The organism is Streptomyces globosus (genome assembly GCF_003325375.1).
Lineage (GTDB): Bacteria > Actinomycetota > Actinomycetes > Streptomycetales > Streptomycetaceae > Streptomyces > Streptomyces globosus_A.
Genome location: NZ_CP030862.1, coordinates 5,362,652 through 5,379,253 on the forward strand (window position 1 = coordinate 5,362,652; position 16,602 = coordinate 5,379,253).

Genomic DNA, 16,602 nt, shown 5'->3' on the forward strand with positions numbered 1-16,602 from the left:
GGGCGGCTTCTGACGGCCCCTGCGCACCGGGCGGGCGCGGCGCCCGCGGACCGCTGCCTTACCGTGACGGGATGCCGTACTTCGACACCGCGTCCACCGCTCCGCTGCACCCCGTGGCCCGGCAGGCGCTGGCGGCCGCCCTCGACGAGGGCTGGGCGGACCCCGCCCGGCTGTACCGGGAGGGCCGGCGTGCGGCGCTCCTGCTGGACGCGGCGCGCGAGGCGGCGGCGGAGGCCGTCGGCTGCCGCGCCGACGAGCTCGTGTTCACCCCTTCGGGGACACAGGCGGTCCACTCCGGCATCGCGGGCGCACTCGCCGGGCGCCGGCGCACCGGCCGGCACCTGGTGGTGTCCGCGGTCGAACACAGTTCGGTGCTCCACGCGGCCGACGTGCACGCCGCCGCGGGCGGTTCGGTGGCGCAGGTGCCGGTCGACCGCAGCGGCACCGTCACCGCCGGGGGGTACGCGGACGCGCTGACCGCGTCGACCGCGCTGGCCTGCCTGCAGTCCGCCAACCACGAGGTGGGCACGGTGCAGCCGGTGGCCGAGGTCGCGGACGTCTGCGCGGAGGCCGGGGTCCCGCTGCTGGTGGACGCCGCCCAGTCGCTCGGCTGGGGGCCGGTGGAGGGCGCCTGGTCGGTGCTCGCGGCGAGCGCCCACAAGTGGGGCGGCCCGCCCGGCGTCGGACTGCTGGCGGTCCGCAAGGGTGTCCGGTTCTCGCCGCAGCACCCGGCGGACGAGCGGGAGTCGGGCCGCTCCCCCGGCTTCGTGAACCTCCCGGCCGCCGTCGCGGCCGCGGCCTCGCTGCGGGCGGTGCGCGCCGAGGCGGAGGCGGAGGCGGCCCGACTGCGGGTCCTGGTGGACCGGATCCGGCGGCGCGTGGCCCGGCTCGTGCCGGACGTGGAGGTGGTCGGCCACCCGGACCGGCGGCTGCCGCACCTGGTGACGTTCTCCTGCCTGTACGTCGACGGGGAGACCCTGCTGCACGAGCTGGACAAGGCGGGCTATTCGGTCTCCTCCGGCTCCTCCTGCACCAGCTCCACCCTGACGCCGAGTCACGTGCTGCGCGCGATGGGGGTGCTGTCGGAGGGGAACGTACGGGTGTCCCTGCCGCCGGGGACGACTGCGGAGGACGTCAACGGCTTCCTGGAGGTGCTGCCCGCCGCGGTGGCGCGGGTCCGGGCCGCCCTGGGTTCGCCCGAGGCGGAGCCCGTGGAGCCGGTCGCGGACTCGGTGGAGGTCGACGCGCTGGGGCTGCGCTGCCCGCAGCCGGTGATCGAGCTGGCCCGGGCCGTCCGCACGGTCCCGGTCGGCGGGACCGTCACGGTGGTGTCGGACGACGAGGTGGCCCGGCTGGACGTCCCGGCGTGGTGCTCGCTGCGCGGCCACGACTACCTGGGCGAGGAGCCGCGGCCGCAGGGGACGGCGTACACGGTGCGCCGCCGGAGCTGAACCGGGGCCGGCGCCCGCGGGGGCGCCGGCCGGCGGGGTGCCCGGTCAGGCGGCCAGGTGGGCGCGGACCTCGGCCGCGGCGTCCTCGCCGTAGGCCTTGGTGAAGCGCTCCATGAAGTGGGCGCGCGCCAGGGTGTACTCCTGGGTGCCGAGCGTCTCGATCACGAGGGTGGCGAGCATGCAGCCGACCTGCGCGGCGCGCTCCAGGCCGACGCCCCAGCCGAGGCCGGCCAGGAAGCCGGCGCGGAAGGCGTCGCCGACGCCGGTCGGGTCGACCTTGGCGGTCTCCTCCGGGCAGCCGACGGTGATGGTCTCCTCGCCGGCCCGCTCGATGCGGACGCCGCGGGAGCCGAGGGTGGTGACGCGGGTGCCGACCTTGGCGAGGATCTCCTCGTCGCTCCAGCCGGACTTCGACTCGATGAGGCCCTTCTCGTACTCGTTCGAGAAGAGGTACGTCGCGCCCTCCATCAGGGTGCGGATGTTCTCGCCGTCCATGCGGGCGATCTGCTGGGAGAAGTCCGCGGCGAAGGGGATCCCGCGGCTGCGGCACTCCTCGGTGTGGCGGAGCATCGCCTCGGGGTCGTCGGCGCCGATGAGGACCAGGTCGAGGCCGCCCACGCGGTCGGCGACGGCCTTGAGCTCGATCAGGCGGGCCTCGCTCATCGCGCCCGTGTAGAAGGAGCCGATCTGGTTGTGGTCGGCGTCGGTGGTGCAGACGAAGCGCGCGGTGTGCAGGACCTCGGAGATGCGCACCGAGGAGGTGTCGACGCCGTGCCGGTCCAGCCAGGCGCGGTACTCGTCGAAGTCGGAGCCGGCCGCGCCGACGAGGACCGGGCGCAGGCCCAGCTGGCCCATGCCGAAGCAGATGTTCGGGCCGACACCGCCCCGCCGGACGTCGAGGTTGTCGACGAGGAAGGAGAGGGAGACCGTGTGCAGCTGGTCCGCGACCAGCTGGTCGGCGAAGCGGCCGGGAAAGGTCATGAGGTGGTCGGTGGCGATGGAGCCGGTGACTGCGATGCGCACGGCGTGGATGCTCCTGCGGTAAGGCGAGCGTTGACAGTCAACGCTACCCCGTCGCGGACCTGCCGCCGACCCCACGAAACTACCCCGTAGTAGCCCTTTCTCCGCGCGGCGGTGCGGGCCTACGGTGCCCCCATGACCTCTACCGATGGATTCGGCTACGGAGAGTACGCGGTCGACACGCGGCCCGGTTTCGCGCGGCTGCTCGGAGACTGCGCCAGGATGGCCCCGCACTGGGCGGTCCCGGCGGGCCCCCGGCCTGACAGGGTGGCGCCGTCCCGGATCCACGGGGTGCGCGTCCCTGCGGCCTCGGCCCGCCTGATCGCCTCCACGGCGCAGTACGGCGACGGCGAGTAGGGGTTCGACGGAACCGGTTTCGCGTCTGTTCCGTCCCACCCGCATCAGCCACGGCGATACGGGCGAAGGAGCAAGCGGTGACGAGCGAACAACCCGAGACATCACGCGGCACACGGCGGCGGCCGGCCTGGGCCGTCGGCTCCATCGCCGCCGCCGTGCTGCTCGCCGGCGGCGGGACGGCGTACTGGGCGTCGGCCGCGCAGGGCGGCGGCCGTGAGGGCGGCGGGTCCGCGGCGTCGGCGCCGCGGGTGGCGCCGAGCCCGTCCGGGCCGGGCATCGCCCCGGGCGAGCCGGACCCGCAGGGCGGCGGGGTCACCTACCGGGCCGCCGGGAAGCTGCCGGAGGCGCCGGCGGCGGCGCCGTCGTACGCGGCGTCCGGGGAGGTCTCGGCCGAGGAGGCGGGCCGGCTCGCGGCGGCCCTCGGCCTGACGGGCGAACCGCGGCGGGTGGGCGACACCTGGCGGGCCGGGGAGGGCGCGGACGGCTTCGGGCCGCGGCTGACGGTGACCCGGACGGCGCCCGGGACCTGGAGCTTCTCCCGCTTCCACGGCGGGGGCGGCACGGGCGACGACTGCGAGCGCGGCAAGGACACCTGCGGGCCGGCCACGCTTCCGCGGGGCGGGGACGGCGGGGCGGGCTCGGGCAGGCCGGTGTCGGAGGAGGCGGCGAAGGCCGCCGCGGCCCCGGTGCTGGCCGCGGCCGGGCAGTCCGGTGCGGCGCTGGACGCCCGCCTGGTGCAGGGCTCGGTCCGCGTGGTGGCCGCCGACCCGGTGGTCGACGGGCGGCCCACCAAGGGCTGGACCACGCAGGTCAGCGTCGGCCCGGACGGCCAGGTGGTGGCCGGGAGCGGCGAGCTGAAGGCCCCGGTGCGCGCCGGCGAGCAGCGGGTGGTCGGGGCGGCGGAGGCGCTGGCCCGGCTGAACCGCTCCTCGGGCGGCCCGGACCGGACGGGGCCGAGCGGCTGCGCCTCGGCGGTGCCGCTGACCACGGACGACCCGGTGGGCCCGGGTGAGACGCCGCCGTGCGACCCGGAGCCGCGGCCGATGAAGCCGCCGCGGACGGAGACGGTGACGGGCGCGGTGCTGGGGCTGGCGGCGGGGACGGTGAACGGGGCCCGCGGGCTGGTGCCGGCCTGGCACTTCCAGGTGGCCGGAAAGGACGGTGCGCCCGCGCACACGGTGGTGCAGCCGGCGGCGGAGGGCGGGCAGGCCGTGCCCGCCCCGTCGGGCGCGCGCACGGTGCCGGGGTTCTCGTACGCGGAGGCCGGCCGGAAGCTGACGGTGAACTTCTGGGGCGGGGTGTGCAGCACCTACGCGCTGGAGGCGCGGGAGGAGGCCGGTTCGGTGACGGTGCGGATCACGGAGACACCGATCGATCCGGGCCGGGCCTGCATCCTGATCGCGCAGGAGATGAGCGTGTCGGCGACGCTGGAGCAGCCGCTGGGCTCGCGCGCGGTGGTGGACGCGAACTCGGGGAAGCCGCTCCCCCGGCAGGGGTAGCCGCGGCGGGGCACGCACAGAGGCCCCCGGCAGCGTCCTGCGGGACGGTGCCGGGGGCCTCTGCTCTGCTTCCGCGGGCCCTGGCGGGGGCTTAGCTGAAGGAGTCGCCGCAGGCACAGGAGCCGGTGGCGTTGGGGTTGTCGATCGTGAAGCCCTGCTTCTCGATGGTGTCGACGAAGTCGATCGAGGCGCCCTGGAGGTAGGGGGAGCTCATCCGGTCCGTGACGACCTTCACGCCGCCGAAGTCCTTGACGACGTCGCCGTCGAGGGAGCGCTCGTCGAAGAAGAGCTGGTAGCGCAGGCCGGAGCAGCCGCCGGGCTGGACGGCGACGCGGAGCGCCAGGTCATCGCGGCCCTCCTGCTCCAGCAGGGTCCTGACCTTCTCGGCGGCGGCGTCGGACAGGAGGATGCCGTCGCTCACAGTGGTCTTGTCGTCCTGTACGGACATCTGCATTCACTCCCGAAGTGGGCGGCTCCCGGCCGGCAGGCAGGGAAACGTCGGACTCTTGCCGTCGGTGGCAACGAGCGGGGGCGCGGATTCATTCCGGACCCGGCGCGTGTTCCAGACATTCATGCTCGCACACCGGCGCGGACCGGCGGGCCCGGCGCGGGGAGGGGTTCGCCACGGGGCGAATGCGTCACATCGACACTATCGGCATCGTCAAAGTGACGTGAACCGGCTATCATAGATAGCGTCAAATAGACGAAAAGTCGAAGCAGACGCTTCCAGAAGTCCCTTGTCGCAGAACAGAAAGGGTGCGTGTCGTGACCACCGCCCAGCCCTTGGACGTCCAGCCGACGCCCCTTGCCCTGCTGCTGCTCGGCCGCGAGGCCGACCCCAAGAGCGAGCGCGGCGTGGAGTGCCCGGGCGACCTCCCCTCGCCGTCGGACCCCGACCTGGTCGCGCGCGCCCGCGCCGCCAAGGAGAAGCTCGGCGACAAGGTCTTCATCCTCGGGCACCACTACCAGCGGGACGAGGTCATCGAGTTCGCCGACGTCACCGGCGACTCCTTCAAGCTGGCCCGCGACGCCGCCGCCCGGCCCGAGGCCGAGTACATCGTCTTCTGCGGCGTCCACTTCATGGCCGAGTCCGCGGACATCCTGACCGGCGACGACCAGAAGGTCGTCCTGCCGGACCTGGCCGCAGGCTGCTCGATGGCCGACATGGCCACCGCCGAGCAGGTCGCGGAGTGCTGGGACGCGCTGTCCGAGGCCGGCATCGCCGACGTGACGGTCCCCGTCTCGTACATGAACTCCTCCGCCGACATCAAGGCCTTCACCGGCAAGCACGGCGGCACCATCTGCACCTCGTCCAACGCGAAGAAGGCCCTGGACTGGGCGTTCGAGCAGGGCGAGAAGGTGCTCTTCCTGCCGGACCAGCACCTGGGCCGCAACACCGCCGTCCGCGACATGGGCATGTCCCTGGACGACTGCGTGGTCTACAACCCGCACAAGCCGAACGGCGGCCTGACCGCCGAGCAGCTGCGCGACGCGAAGATGATCCTGTGGCGCGGCCACTGCTCCGTGCACGGCCGCTTCTCGCTGGACTCCGTCAACGACGTCCGCGCCCGCATCCCCGGCGTGAACGTGCTGGTGCACCCCGAGTGCAGGCACGAGGTCGTCGCGGCCGCCGACTACGTCGGCTCGACGGAGTACATCATCAAGACGCTGGAGGCGGCCCCGGCCGGCTCGAAGTGGGCCATCGGCACCGAGCTGAACCTCGTCAAGCGCCTGGCGAACCGTTTCGCCCCGGAGGGCAAGGACGTCGTCTTCCTCGACCGGACGGTGTGCTTCTGCTCGACGATGAACCGCATCGACCTGCCGCACCTGGTCTGGGCGCTGGAGTCCCTCGCCGAGGGCACCCTCGTCAACCGGATCCAGGTGGACAAGGAGACCGAGAGCTTCGCGAAGCTCGCCCTGGAGCGGATGCTCGCGCTCCCGTAGCCCGGTATCCCGGCCCGCACGCGGGCCGGAGGCGCCGAAAGCACCGAAAGGGCCGCTCCCGCCCCCCGGCAGGGGACGGGAGCGGCCCTTTCGCCTGCGGCCTCCGGTGTCCTCCGGGGCCCGCACGCCGTGTGCGGGCCCCGGCCGGCAGCGGTCAGACCCCTGCCGGGGTGTGCTCGCCGGCCTCGGCGCCCTGCGGTGCGGGGACGGCCTGAAGGCGCGCCCGGCGCTTGGCCAGGCGGCGCTCCCTGCGCAGCTCGACCATGGTGTAGAGGGTCGGGACGAGGAGCAGCGTCAGCACGGTCGAGGAGACCAGGCCGCCGATCACGACGACCGCCAGGGGCTGCGAGATGAACCCGCCCTCGCCGGTCACGCCGAGCGCCATCGGCAGCAGCGCGAAGACGGTGGCGAGCGCCGTCATGAGGATGGGGCGCAGGCGGTGCCGCCCGCCCTCGACGACGGCCTCGACGACGCCGAGGCCCTGGGCCCGGTACTGGTTGACCAGGTCGATCAGGACGATCGCGTTGGTGACGACGATGCCGATGAGCATCAGCATGCCGATCATGGCAGGGACGCCCAGCGGGGTGCCGGTGGCGAGGAGCAGGCCGAGCGCGCCGGTCGCCGCGAACGGGATCGAGACGAGCAGGATCAGCGGCTGCACCAGCGACCGGAACGTGGCCACGAGCAGCATGAACACGATCGCGATGGCGGCGAGCATGGCGAGGCCGAGCTGGCCGAAGGCCTCGCTCTGGTCCTCGGAGACGCCGCCGATGCTCGCGGTGGCGCCCTCGGGGAGCTTCAGCGCGGCGATCTTGGCCTGGAGTTCCGCGCCGATCGCGCCGGTGTTGTCGCCGACCGGCCTGCCGGTGACGGTCGCGGCGCGGGCCCCGTCGATCCGGGTCATCGAGACCGGTCCGGGCACCTCCTTGACCTCGGCGACGTCGCCGAGGCGGACGCCCGGGCCGACGGGCAGCGCCTGGAGCTCGGCCAGGGTGGTCGCGGGCTGCGCCGACTTGATGACGATGTCCCGCTCGGTGCCGTCGAGCACGGCCTTGCCCGCGGGGGTGCCCCGTACGGCCTGGGCGACGACCGCGCCCAGCGCGGCCTGGTTCAGGCCGGCCTCGGCGGCCTTCGGGGTGGCGGTCACGGAGATCCGCGGCACGGACTGGGAGAGGTCGCTCTGGACGTCGGTGACGTCGTCGAGGCCCGCCATCTCGGCCTGCACCTGCTCGGCGGCCTGCGCCAGGACGGCGGCGTCGCCGGCCTTGACGACCACGCTGAGGTTCTGGCTGCCGAAGCCGCCGCCCGCGGAGATGCCCGTGTCGCCGATGCCGTCGAGCTTCGCGAGGGCGTCCTCGATCCGCTTCTTGACGTCCTCGCTCTCGCCGGCGTCGTCCAGGACGACCTGGAAGGTGGCCTGGTTGGAGCCGGTGCCGCCGCCGAAGGCAGCCAGGAAGCCGGAGGAGCCGACGGTGACCTGGTGGTCCTTGACGCCCTCGACGCCGTCGAGGGCCTTCTCCACCCGGCGGCTCGCCTCGTCGGAGGCGGCCAGGGAAGTACCGGCGGGCAGCTGCTGCTTGACGGTCAGGACGGCCTGGTCGCCTTGGTCGAAGAAGTTCGTCTTCAGCAGCGGGGTCATGCCGAGGGTCGCGACGAAGACGACGGCGGCCAGCACGAGGGTGGCCGCCCGGCGCCGGGTGACCAGGCCCAGGGCGCGGACGTAGCCGCGCTGGAGGCGGCTGTTCGCCTCCTTCTCCTCGGCCTCGCGGCGGGCCCGCTCGGCGCTCGCGGCGTCCCCGGCGCTCACGCCCTTCGGTGCGCGCAGGAACCAGTACGAGAGCACGGGGACGACCGTCAGCGACACCAGCAGCGAGGCCAGCAGGGCTGCGGCGACGGTGAGCGAGAAGGGTCCGAAGAACTCGCCGACCATGCCGCCGACGAGGCCGATCGGCACGAAGACGGCGACCGTGGTGAGCGTGGAGGAGGTGACCGCCCCGGCCACCTCCCTGACGGCGGTGAGGATGGCCGCCTCGCGCTCCTCGCCGTAGCCGAGGTGGCGCTTGATGTTCTCCAGGACGACGATCGAGTCGTCGACGACGCGGCCGATCGCGATGGTCAGGGCGCCGAGGGTGAGCATGTTCAGCGACAGGTCGCGGGTCCACAGCACGATCAGCGCGAGGACGACGGACAGCGGGATGGAGACCGCGGTGACGAGCGTCGAGCGCAGCGAGGCGAGGAAGACCAGGATCACCACGACGGCGAAGAGCAGGCCGAGCAGGCCTTCGGTGGTGAGGCTGGAGATGGACTGGGCGACCGGCGGGCCCTGGTCGGCGACGACGGTCAGCTCGGCTCCGGAGCCGAGCGAGGCGCGCAGCTCGGGCAGCTTCTCCTCGACGGCCTCGGAGATGGCGACGGCGCTGCCGTCCTTGTCCATGGTCAGCACCAGGGCGAGGCTGGGCTTGCCGTTGGTGCGGGTGAGGGAGACGGGCTTGGCGGGCTCCTGCCGGACGGCGGCGACGTCGCCGAGGCGGACGGCCGGCTTGCCGGGTCCCGCGGTCAGGCGGAGCTCCTCCAGCTGGGCGACGGAGGTGTGGCCGCTGCCGACGCGGACGGTCCGGTTCCTGCCCTGCTCGTCGAAGGAGCCGGCGGGGACGGTCGCGCCGCCCGCCTGGAGCCCCTGCGCGAGGACGGCGCCGTCGAGGCCGGCCGCGGCGAGGCGCGCGGGATCGGGGGTGACGGTGACCTGGAGTTCCCGGGCGCCGTCGACGGTGACCTGGCCGACGCCCTTGATGTCCTCCAGGACGGGGACGACGGTGCGGCCGAGCTGGTCGGCGAGGGCCTGCTGGTCTTTGTCGGAGGTGACGGCGAGGACGACGGTCGGGATGTCGTCGGTGGAGCCGGCGACGACCTGCGGGTCGACCTCGGAGGGCAGCCGGACGCGGGCCCGGTTCACGGCCTGCTGGACGTCGGCGACGAGCTGCTTGGTGCCCGCGTCGCCGTAGTCGAAGGTGGCCATGATGAGGGCGTTGCCCTCGCTGGCGGTGGAGGTGATGCCGGTGATGCCGTCGACGCCCTTGAGGGTGGCCTCGATGGGCTCGACGACCTGCTTCTCCACGACGTCGGGGGAGGCGCCCTGGTAGGGGGCGAGGACGGACACCATCGGCAGGTCGATGGAGGGCAGCAGCTGCTGCTTGAGCTGGGGGACGGCTATGGCGCCGAAGAGCAGCGCCGTGAGCGACACGAGGCCGATCAGCGCTCTCTGGGACAGGCTGAAGCGGGACAGCCAGGACATGGGCGTCGGTATCTCTCTGCAGTCGGTCGGAGCGGGGCCGCACGGGCGTGCGCTGCCCACCAGCCTGCCGCCGCCGGGGCGCTGCCGCGTCGCCCCTGGGTCCTGCCTTTATGCCGCGCATACCGCGCCTGTAGTACGCGCCCCCTACTGCGGACGGCGGCCCCCGCGGCCGCGGCCCAGCTACTCGCTGCGGGGCCGGACCAGTCCCGACTCGTAGGCGACGACGACCAGCTGGGCGCGGTCGCGGGCGCCGAGCTTGGCCATGGCCCGGTTGACGTGCGTCTTGACGGTGAGCGGGCTGACCTGGAGCCGGCCGGCGATCCCGTCGTTGGACAGGCCCGCGGCGACGTGGACGAGGACTTCCCGCTCGCGGCCGGTCAGCGCGGCGAGCCGCTCGGCGTGCCCGCCGGCCGGGGCCGCGGGGTCGGCTCCGCCGCCCTGCGCGAGGAAGGTGGCGATGAGCCCTTTGGTGGCGGCCGGGGAGAGCAGCGCCTCGCCGGCGGCGGCGACGCGGATGGCGTTGAGCAGCTCGTCCGGTTCTGCGCCCTTGCCGAGGAAGCCGGAGGCCCCGGCCCGCAGGGCCGCGGCGACGTACTCGTCGACCTCGAAGGTGGTGAGCATGACGACGCGGACGGCGGCGAGATCCGGGTCCCCGCTGATCAGGCGGGTGGCGGCGAGGCCGTCGGTGCCGGGCATCCGGATGTCCATCAGCACGACGTCGGGCAGCGTCTCGCGGGCCCGCTCGTAGGCCTGGGCGCCGTCGCCGGCCTCGCCGACGACCTCCATGTCGGGTTCGGAGTCGACGAGCACGCGGAACGCGCTGCGCAGCAGGGCCTGGTCGTCGGCGAGGAGCACCCGGATGGGTGTCGGCGTCTCTTCCACGGCCCGACCCTACGTGCCCGTACGCGCCCGGGGGCCGCCGGGGCGGTCAGCCGAGGGCGAGGACGACCAGCGCGGTTGTCGCGGCGGTCTCGGCGACGGCGCCGAAGACGTCGCCGGTGACCCCGCCGAAGCGCCGCACGCACCGGCGCAGCAGCACTTCCGCGACGGCCAGCGCGGCGGCCACGGCGGCCGCGGCGCGGACGGCGGCCAGGGCTCCTGCGGGGGCGGCGGCCGCCGCGGCGAGGACGGCGACCGCGGCCGCGGCCAGGACGGCCGTGTGGCGCGGCACGACTCCGGCGACGGCGGCCCCGAGCCCGTCCGGGCGCGCGGGCGGGATCCCGCCGCGGGAGGCCAGTGTCATGGCGAGGCGGGCGGCGGTGCCGGCGGTGGCGGCGGCGAGGGCGCCGCGGGCCCAGCCCTCGGCGAAGGCGTCGGCGAGGGCCCCGGCCTGGAGGAGCAGGAGCAGCAGCAGTGCGACCACCCCGAACGGGCCGATGTCGGACCGCTTCATGATGCGCAGCGCCTCGGCGGCCGGTTTGGCGCTGCCCAGGCCGTCGGCGGTGTCGGCGAGGCCGTCCAGGTGCAGGCCGCGGGTCAGGGCGGCGGGGACGGTGACCGCCGCGGCCGCGGCGAGGAGCGGGCCGCCGCCGAGCAGCGCGAGGGCCGTTCCCGCGGCGGCGGCGGCCGTGCCGACGACGAGCCCGGCGAGCGGCGCGCAGGCCATGCCGGTGCGGGCCGCGGGCCGGTCCCAGCGGGTGATGCGGACGGGCAGCACGGTGAGCGTGCCGAAGGCGAAGCGGAGCCCGTCGCCGAGCGCGGCGCGCTCCTGCGGGGGTGCGGGCCGGGGCGGCGGGGACGGGTCGCCGGCGGGGTCTGTCACGGGATCGGTCATCGGCGGGAACGCTACCCGCTGCCCGCGGCAGCGACTTGCCCGAGGGGCCCGGACCGCGAAGCTGGTGTCATGGGTCCTTGGTGGTACCGGAACATCATCGAGCCGGGGAAGCTGCCCCTGCTCCTCGCGCTGCTGGCGTTCATCCTGTCGTTCCTGGTCACCCGGGTCATCACGCGCCTGATCCGGGCGGGGCGCGGGCCGTTCGGGAACATCACGCCGGGCGGGCTGCACGTCCACCACGTGGTGCCGGGGGTGATCCTGGTGGTCATCGGCGGGTTCGGGGCGATCGCCAGCGGCGCGCACGGCTTCGGGTCGCTGCTGTCGGCCGTCGTCTTCGGGCTGGGGGCGGGCCTGGTCCTGGACGAGTTCGCGCTGATCCTGCACCTGGACGACGTCTACTGGAGCGAGCAGGGCCGCAAGAGCGTGGAGGTCGTGGTGCTGACGGCCGCGCTGGTCGGGCTGGTGCTGGCCGGCTTCCTGCCGTTCGGGGTGAACGACCTGACGACCGAGGAGCGGCAGAACCGCGGGCTCGTCGTGATGAACATGGCCGGGAACTTCTTCCTGGCGCTGGTCGCGCTGTGGAAGGGCAAGGCCCGTACGGCGCTCTTCGGGATGGTGATCCCCTTCGTGGCGCTGGTCGGCGCGGTCCGCCTGGCCCGCCCGGGGTCCCCGTACGCGCGGCGCTTCTACGCGAACCGGCCGCGGGCGCGGGCGCGGGCCGGGCTGCGGGCCTTCCACCACGACCGGCGGTGGGCGGCGCCGCGGCGCCGGTTCGAGGAGTTCATCGGCGGCGCCCCGGACCCGGCGAAGAGCGCGGCGGCGGCCGCTCCGAAGGAGCCGCCGCCGCCGTGAGCGCAGCGGTGCGCCTCAGCCCGGGATCAGCCCGTCGTCGCCGAGCATCTGCCGGACCTCGTCCAGGGTGGCGTCCGGGGCGGGCAGGATCAGCTCGGACGGCTCCAGCGCGTCGTCGGGCAGCGGCTCGCCGAGCCGGCGGACGGCGTCGAGGAGCGCGCCGAGGGTGCGCCGGAAGCCGGCCTCGTCGCCGCCCTCCAGCTCCGCGAGCAGCTCGTCGTCCAGCTTGTTCAGCTCCGGGAAGTGGCCGTCCCCGATCTCGACCTGGCCTTCCCCCATGATGCGGACGATCATGACGGGCCCCTGTCCTACTGCTTGTCGAACCGGTGCGGGCTCTGCTGCTGCTGCTGCTCGGCGCCCGGGGCGCCCCCCTCGATGGCCTGCTGCGGGGCGGAGGAGCCGCCCGCCAGCTCGGCCTTCATCCGCTGCAGCTCCAGCTCGACGTCGGTGCCGCCGGAGAGGCGGTCGAGCTCGGCCTGGATGTCGTCCTTGGAGCCGAGGCCGCTCTGGTCGTCGAGGGCGCCGGAGGCGAGCAGCTCGTCGATCGCGCCGGCGCGGGCCTGGAGCTGGGCCGTCTTGTCCTCGGCGCGCTGGATGGCGAGGCCGACGTCGCTCATCTCCTCCGAGATGCCGGAGAAGGACTCGGCGATCCGGGTCTGCGCCTGGGCGGCGGTGTAGGTGGCCTTGATGGTCTCCTTCCTGGTGCGGAAGGCGTCGACCTTGGCCTGGAGGCGCTGCGCGGCCAGCGTCAGCTTCTCCTCCTCGCCCTGGAGGGTCTCGTGCTGCACCTGGAGGTCGCCGACCTGCTGCTGGAGCGAGGCGCGGCGGGAGAGGGCCTCCCGGGCCAGGTCCTCGCGGCCCAGCGCGAGCGCCTTGCGGCCCTGGTCCTCCAGCTTCGAGGACTGGGTCTGCAGCTGGTTGAGCTGGAGCTCCAGGCGCTTGCGGGAGGTCGCCACGTCGGCGACGCCGCGGCGGACCTTCTGGAGCAGCTCCAGCTGCTTCTGGTAGGAGTAGTCGAGGGTTTCGCGCGGGTCCTCGGCCCGGTCAAGGGCCTTGTTCGCCTTCGCGCGGAAGATCATCCCCATACGCTTCATGACACCGCTCATGGGCTTCGCGCGCCCCCTTCTGACGGACTTCGCTCCAGACGACCAACAAGACCCACAGTACGGGCCCTGTCTCCATTACCGCACTGTTCGTGAGCGGATGCGCTCCTCCTCCAGGACGACTGTGCCCTGCTCCCGGTAGGGCGTGAGGATGAGACGCGCCCCGGGGGCGGGCCCCGGTCCGCCGCACGGACCCTGCACTGGTCCAGACGCCCGCCGTTGCCGGATCGTTCCCCGTCAGGGTGGGGCAGCAGTCGCCGACCACGTACGCTTGGGTTTTGTGTTTGGTAGCCGTTCCTCCAAGGAAGAGAAGGCCGCCGCCGCCGACAAGGTGAGCGCCGAGTCCTCGCAGCCCCGTGACCCGCAGGCCCCCAAGGGCCGCCCGACGCCGAAGCGCGCCGTCGCGCAGTCGCAGCGCAAGGCCGTGGTGGCCTCGACCGGCAACCGCAAGGAGGACATGCGGCGCGCCCGCGAGCGCCGCCGCGTCGAGTTGGCCAGGCAGCGCGAGGCCCTGGCCAACGGTGACGAGCGCTACCTGCCGGCCCGTGACAAGGGGCCCGTGCGCCGCTTCGTCCGCGACTTCGTCGACTCCCGCTTCTCCGTCGCCGAGATGTTCCTGCCGCTCGCAGTGATCATCCTCGTGCTGAGCATGGTGCGGGTCCCGTCGATCCAGAACGCCGCGCTGCTGCTGTGGCTCGCCGTGATCGCCCTGATCATCGTCGACTCGGTGGCCCTCGCGTTCCGCCTGCGCAAGGCGCTGAACGAGCGCTTCGCGGACCAGCCGCGCCGCGGCGCGGTCGCCTACGGCCTGATGCGCACGCTCCAGATGCGCCGCCTCCGGCTGCCGAAGCCGCAGGTCAAGCGCGGGGAACGGCCCTGAGCGCACGGCCGTCCGGAGCGTCGGGGGACGGCTTCGCGGGGGGAGCCCGGCTGTGGCTGGAGGGCCTGGGAGGACTGCGCAACGCCGTCCGCCAGGAACTCGTGGGCCGGCAGGTCGACGAGCAGATCGTGCAGCGCTTCCCCGTGGGGCAGCGGCTGCGCGTGCTGGACGTCGGCATGGGCCAGGGCACCCAGGCGCTGCGTCTCGCCCGCGCCGGGCACCGGGTGACGGGTCTGGAGAAGGACCCCGGCATGCTGGAGGTCGCCCGCGAGGCGCTCTCCGCGGAACCCGCCGGGATCCAGGAGCGGGTCCGGCTCCTGGAGGGCGACGGCCGGGAGACCGGCGCGCACTTCACGCCGGGCAGCTTCGACGTCGTGCTGTGCCACGGCGTACTGATGTACGTGCCCGAGCCGGACGCCATGCTCGCCGGGCTGGCCCGGATGCTGGCCCCGGGCGGACTGCTGTCCCTCCTCGTGCGCAACGGCGACGCGCTCGCCATGCGCCCCGGGCTGGACGGCGACTGGCCGGGTGCGCTCGCCGCGTTCGACTCCGTCGACTACACCAACCGGCTCGGCCTGGAGGTCCGCGCGGACCGGCTGTCCGACCTGACGGGCACCCTGTCCGGGATCGGCGCCCCGCTCCAGGCCTGGTACGGGGTGCGCGTCTTCACCGACGGCACCGAGGCGGGCGGGACGCTCCCGCCGGAGGAGGAGCTCGACCGGCTCCTGGCCGCCGAGGACCGCGCCGGCCGGACCGACCCGTACCGCGGTGTGGCGGCGCTGCTCCACCTGTGCGGCGTCCGCGGCTGACCCGGACCGCACTCCCCTCCCCTGCACAGCCGTGCCCCGGGATCCGCCAGGGATCCCGGGGCACGCGTGCGTCCGCGGCCGCCTCAGGCGTCGAGCGCCTCGCGCAGGCTCATCGCGTACACCTCGGCGCCGCTGTCGTCCGCCAGCCTGACCCGCTCGGTGCCGCCCTCCAGCAGATCCTTCCAGTACTCGCCGATCCACGACTCCGCGTCGCCCTGCGTGGTGAACTCCTCCGGCTCCACCGCCGGCGCCGCCGGGCTGCCGTCGGCCGTCTCGAACCGCCACGTCCACGCCATGTCCGCCTCCGTTGCTCGTCCGCTGCTCGTCCGCTGCTCGCCTTGAGTCTGCCCGCAGACTAGCCGGGCGCGCACCACTCCCGCGGACGCGGGAGGATCTTCTTGTGGAACTCACTCTGCTCGGCACCGGAACCCCGGAGGGACTGCCCCGCCCCGGCTGTCCCTGCGCGGCCTGCGCGGTCTCCGTCGGCCCCCTGGCGCGGGCCGCGACCTCCCTCCTCGTCGACGGGGCGCTGCTGCTGGACCTGACCCCCGGGGCGGTCCTCGCGGGGGCCCGGGCCGGCCACTCGCTGGCCGGGGTCCGGCAGGTGCTGCTCACCCATCCGCACGACGGGCCGCCCGTGGAGCTGCCGCCGGGCCTGCCGACGGCGGGCCGGGTGCCGGACGGGCGGGAGCTCGCCGTGATCAGCGGGCACCGGGTGCGGGCGGTGCCGATGGACGCGCCGGGCACCGGGTACGAGGTGACGGGCCCGGACGGGAGCCGGCTGCTGTACCTGCCGCCGGGCGGGGCGCCCGCGGGGACGAACGGCGCGATGGCCGAGCGCCCGTACGACATGGTCCTGGCGGACGTGCTGGGACGGCCGGAGGCGCTGGCGCGGCTTCGGGCGAGCGGGGCGGCGGGCCCGACGACCGACGTCATCGCCGTGCACCTGGACCACGGCGTGCCGCCGGGCCGGGAACTGCAGCGGCGGTGCGCGGCGGCGGGGGCCCGGGCGGTGCCGGACGGGGCGACGGTGACGGTCGGCGAGTACCACGCGGTGCCGGACCTGCCGCGGCGGACGCTGGTGCTGGGCGGTGCGCGCTCGGGGAAGTCGGTGGAGGCGGAGCGGCGGCTGGAGGGCTTCCCGGAGGTCGTGTACGCGGCCACCTCGGGCTCCCGCGACGGGGACGCGGAGTGGGCGGCGCGGGTCGGCCTGCACCGGGAGCGGCGGCCGGCGTCCTGGCGGACGGTGGAGACCTGCGACCTGGTGCCGCTGCTGGCGGAGGGCGGCCCGCCGCTCCTCGTCGACTGCCTGGCGCTGTGGCTGACCGACGCGATGGACCGGGCGGGCGCCTGGGACGACGCGGTGTGGGAGGCCCGGGGCCGGAAGGAGCTGCGGGAGCGGACCGCGGAGCTGGTCGCGGCGGTACGGGCGACCCGGCGCACGGTGGTGGCCGTCAGCAACGAGGTCGGCTCGGGCGTCGTCCCCGCGACGGCTTCGGGGCGGCGTTTCCGGGACGAGCTCGGCCGCCTGAACGCAGCGGTGGCCGCCGAGTGCGAGCACGTCCTGCTGGTGGTGGCGGGGCAGGCGCTGGTCCTGAAGGACTGAGCCGCGGCCGGACCG

At 74.5% G+C, this 16,602-nt stretch carries 16 protein-coding genes; 8 read left to right on the forward strand and 8 right to left on the reverse strand.

Annotated features, from left to right (window positions below; all coding sequences use genetic code 11):
• Positions 1–71 precede the first annotated feature (71 nt).
• Complete coding sequence (locus C0216_RS23830) at positions 72–1,451, forward strand: cysteine desulfurase/sulfurtransferase TusA family protein (RefSeq protein ID WP_114057259.1); 1,380 nt, start codon at positions 72–74, stop codon at positions 1,449–1,451.
• Positions 1,452–1,496: 45 nt separating this feature from the next.
• On the opposite strand, the gene C0216_RS23835 is transcribed toward C0216_RS23830, so the two are convergent.
• Positions 1,497–2,474, reverse strand: coding sequence for a carbohydrate kinase family protein (locus tag C0216_RS23835; RefSeq protein WP_114057260.1), 978 nt, complete (start codon positions 2,472–2,474; stop codon positions 1,497–1,499).
• A gap of 132 nt (positions 2,475–2,606) precedes the next feature.
• Here C0216_RS23835 and C0216_RS23840 point away from each other — a divergent pair, with 132 nt between their 5' ends.
• Positions 2,607–2,828 (forward strand): hypothetical protein, encoded by a 222-nt coding sequence (locus C0216_RS23840; protein ID WP_114057261.1) that lies wholly within the window; start codon positions 2,607–2,609, stop codon positions 2,826–2,828.
• 77 nt (positions 2,829–2,905) lie between these two features.
• A complete protein-coding gene (locus tag C0216_RS23845; protein WP_114057262.1) occupies positions 2,906–4,327 on the forward strand; it encodes a hypothetical protein in 1,422 nt (473 codons plus the stop codon).
• Positions 4,328–4,418: 91 nt separating this feature from the next.
• Here C0216_RS23845 and C0216_RS23850 read toward each other — a convergent pair whose 3' ends face one another.
• Entirely contained in the window at positions 4,419–4,775 is a 357-nt protein-coding gene (locus C0216_RS23850) for a HesB/IscA family protein (protein WP_114058871.1), read from the reverse strand.
• Between the two features lie 308 nt (positions 4,776–5,083).
• Between C0216_RS23850 and nadA the strand changes: the two genes are divergently transcribed.
• The gene (gene nadA, locus C0216_RS23855; protein WP_114057263.1) at positions 5,084–6,271 is read left to right on the forward strand and encodes a quinolinate synthase NadA; all 1,188 of its coding nucleotides are present in this window, start codon (positions 5,084–5,086) and stop codon (positions 6,269–6,271) included.
• Positions 6,272–6,425: 154 nt separating this feature from the next.
• Here the strand turns inward: nadA and C0216_RS23860 are convergent, their stop codons facing one another.
• The 3 genes from C0216_RS23860 to C0216_RS23870 all read right to left on the reverse strand — a co-directional run bounded on the left by C0216_RS23860 (position 6,426) and on the right by C0216_RS23870 (position 11,337).
• Positions 6,426–9,563 carry an efflux RND transporter permease subunit gene (locus C0216_RS23860; protein ID WP_114057264.1) on the reverse strand — a complete coding sequence of 1,046 codons (3,138 nt, stop codon included), beginning with the start codon at positions 9,561–9,563 and terminating at the stop codon, positions 6,426–6,428.
• Positions 9,564–9,743: 180 nt separating this feature from the next.
• Complete coding sequence (locus C0216_RS23865) at positions 9,744–10,445, reverse strand: response regulator (protein WP_246042666.1); 702 nt, start codon at positions 10,443–10,445, stop codon at positions 9,744–9,746.
• A 46-nt stretch (positions 10,446–10,491) separates the two neighbouring features.
• Entirely contained in the window at positions 10,492–11,337 is an 846-nt protein-coding gene (locus C0216_RS23870) for an adenosylcobinamide-GDP ribazoletransferase (protein WP_114057266.1), read from the reverse strand.
• A 69-nt stretch (positions 11,338–11,406) separates the two neighbouring features.
• On the opposite strand from C0216_RS23870, the gene C0216_RS23875 reads away from it, so the two are divergent.
• The gene (locus C0216_RS23875) at positions 11,407–12,189 is read left to right on the forward strand and encodes a hypothetical protein (RefSeq protein WP_114057267.1); all 783 of its coding nucleotides are present in this window, start codon (positions 11,407–11,409) and stop codon (positions 12,187–12,189) included.
• Positions 12,190–12,204: 15 nt separating this feature from the next.
• Here C0216_RS23875 and pspAA read toward each other — a convergent pair whose 3' ends face one another.
• Together pspAA and C0216_RS23885 are read right to left on the reverse strand one after the other, a co-directional pair.
• Complete coding sequence (pspAA, locus tag C0216_RS23880; RefSeq protein ID WP_114057268.1) at positions 12,205–12,483, reverse strand: PspA-associated protein PspAA; 279 nt, start codon at positions 12,481–12,483, stop codon at positions 12,205–12,207.
• Positions 12,484–12,497: 14 nt separating this feature from the next.
• Complete coding sequence (locus C0216_RS23885; RefSeq protein ID WP_114057269.1) at positions 12,498–13,295, reverse strand: PspA/IM30 family protein; 798 nt, start codon at positions 13,293–13,295, stop codon at positions 12,498–12,500.
• 268 nt (positions 13,296–13,563) lie between these two features.
• Between C0216_RS23885 and C0216_RS23890 the strand changes: the two genes are divergently transcribed.
• Together C0216_RS23890 and C0216_RS23895 are read left to right on the forward strand one after the other, a co-directional pair.
• A complete protein-coding gene (locus C0216_RS23890; protein WP_114057270.1) occupies positions 13,564–14,172 on the forward strand; it encodes a DUF3043 domain-containing protein in 609 nt (202 codons plus the stop codon).
• A gap of 65 nt (positions 14,173–14,237) precedes the next feature.
• Positions 14,238–14,981 (forward strand): class I SAM-dependent methyltransferase, encoded by a 744-nt coding sequence (locus C0216_RS23895; RefSeq protein WP_428985498.1) that lies wholly within the window; start codon positions 14,238–14,240, stop codon positions 14,979–14,981.
• Positions 14,982–15,064: 83 nt separating this feature from the next.
• Here the strand turns inward: C0216_RS23895 and C0216_RS23900 are convergent, their stop codons facing one another.
• Positions 15,065–15,277, reverse strand: coding sequence for a hypothetical protein (locus C0216_RS23900; RefSeq protein WP_114057271.1), 213 nt, complete (start codon positions 15,275–15,277; stop codon positions 15,065–15,067).
• A gap of 104 nt (positions 15,278–15,381) precedes the next feature.
• On the opposite strand from C0216_RS23900, the gene C0216_RS23905 reads away from it, so the two are divergent.
• Positions 15,382–16,587, forward strand: a complete 1,206-nt coding sequence (locus C0216_RS23905) for a bifunctional adenosylcobinamide kinase/adenosylcobinamide-phosphate guanylyltransferase (RefSeq protein WP_114057272.1) — start codon at positions 15,382–15,384, stop codon at positions 16,585–16,587.
• Positions 16,588–16,602 lie beyond the last annotated feature (15 nt).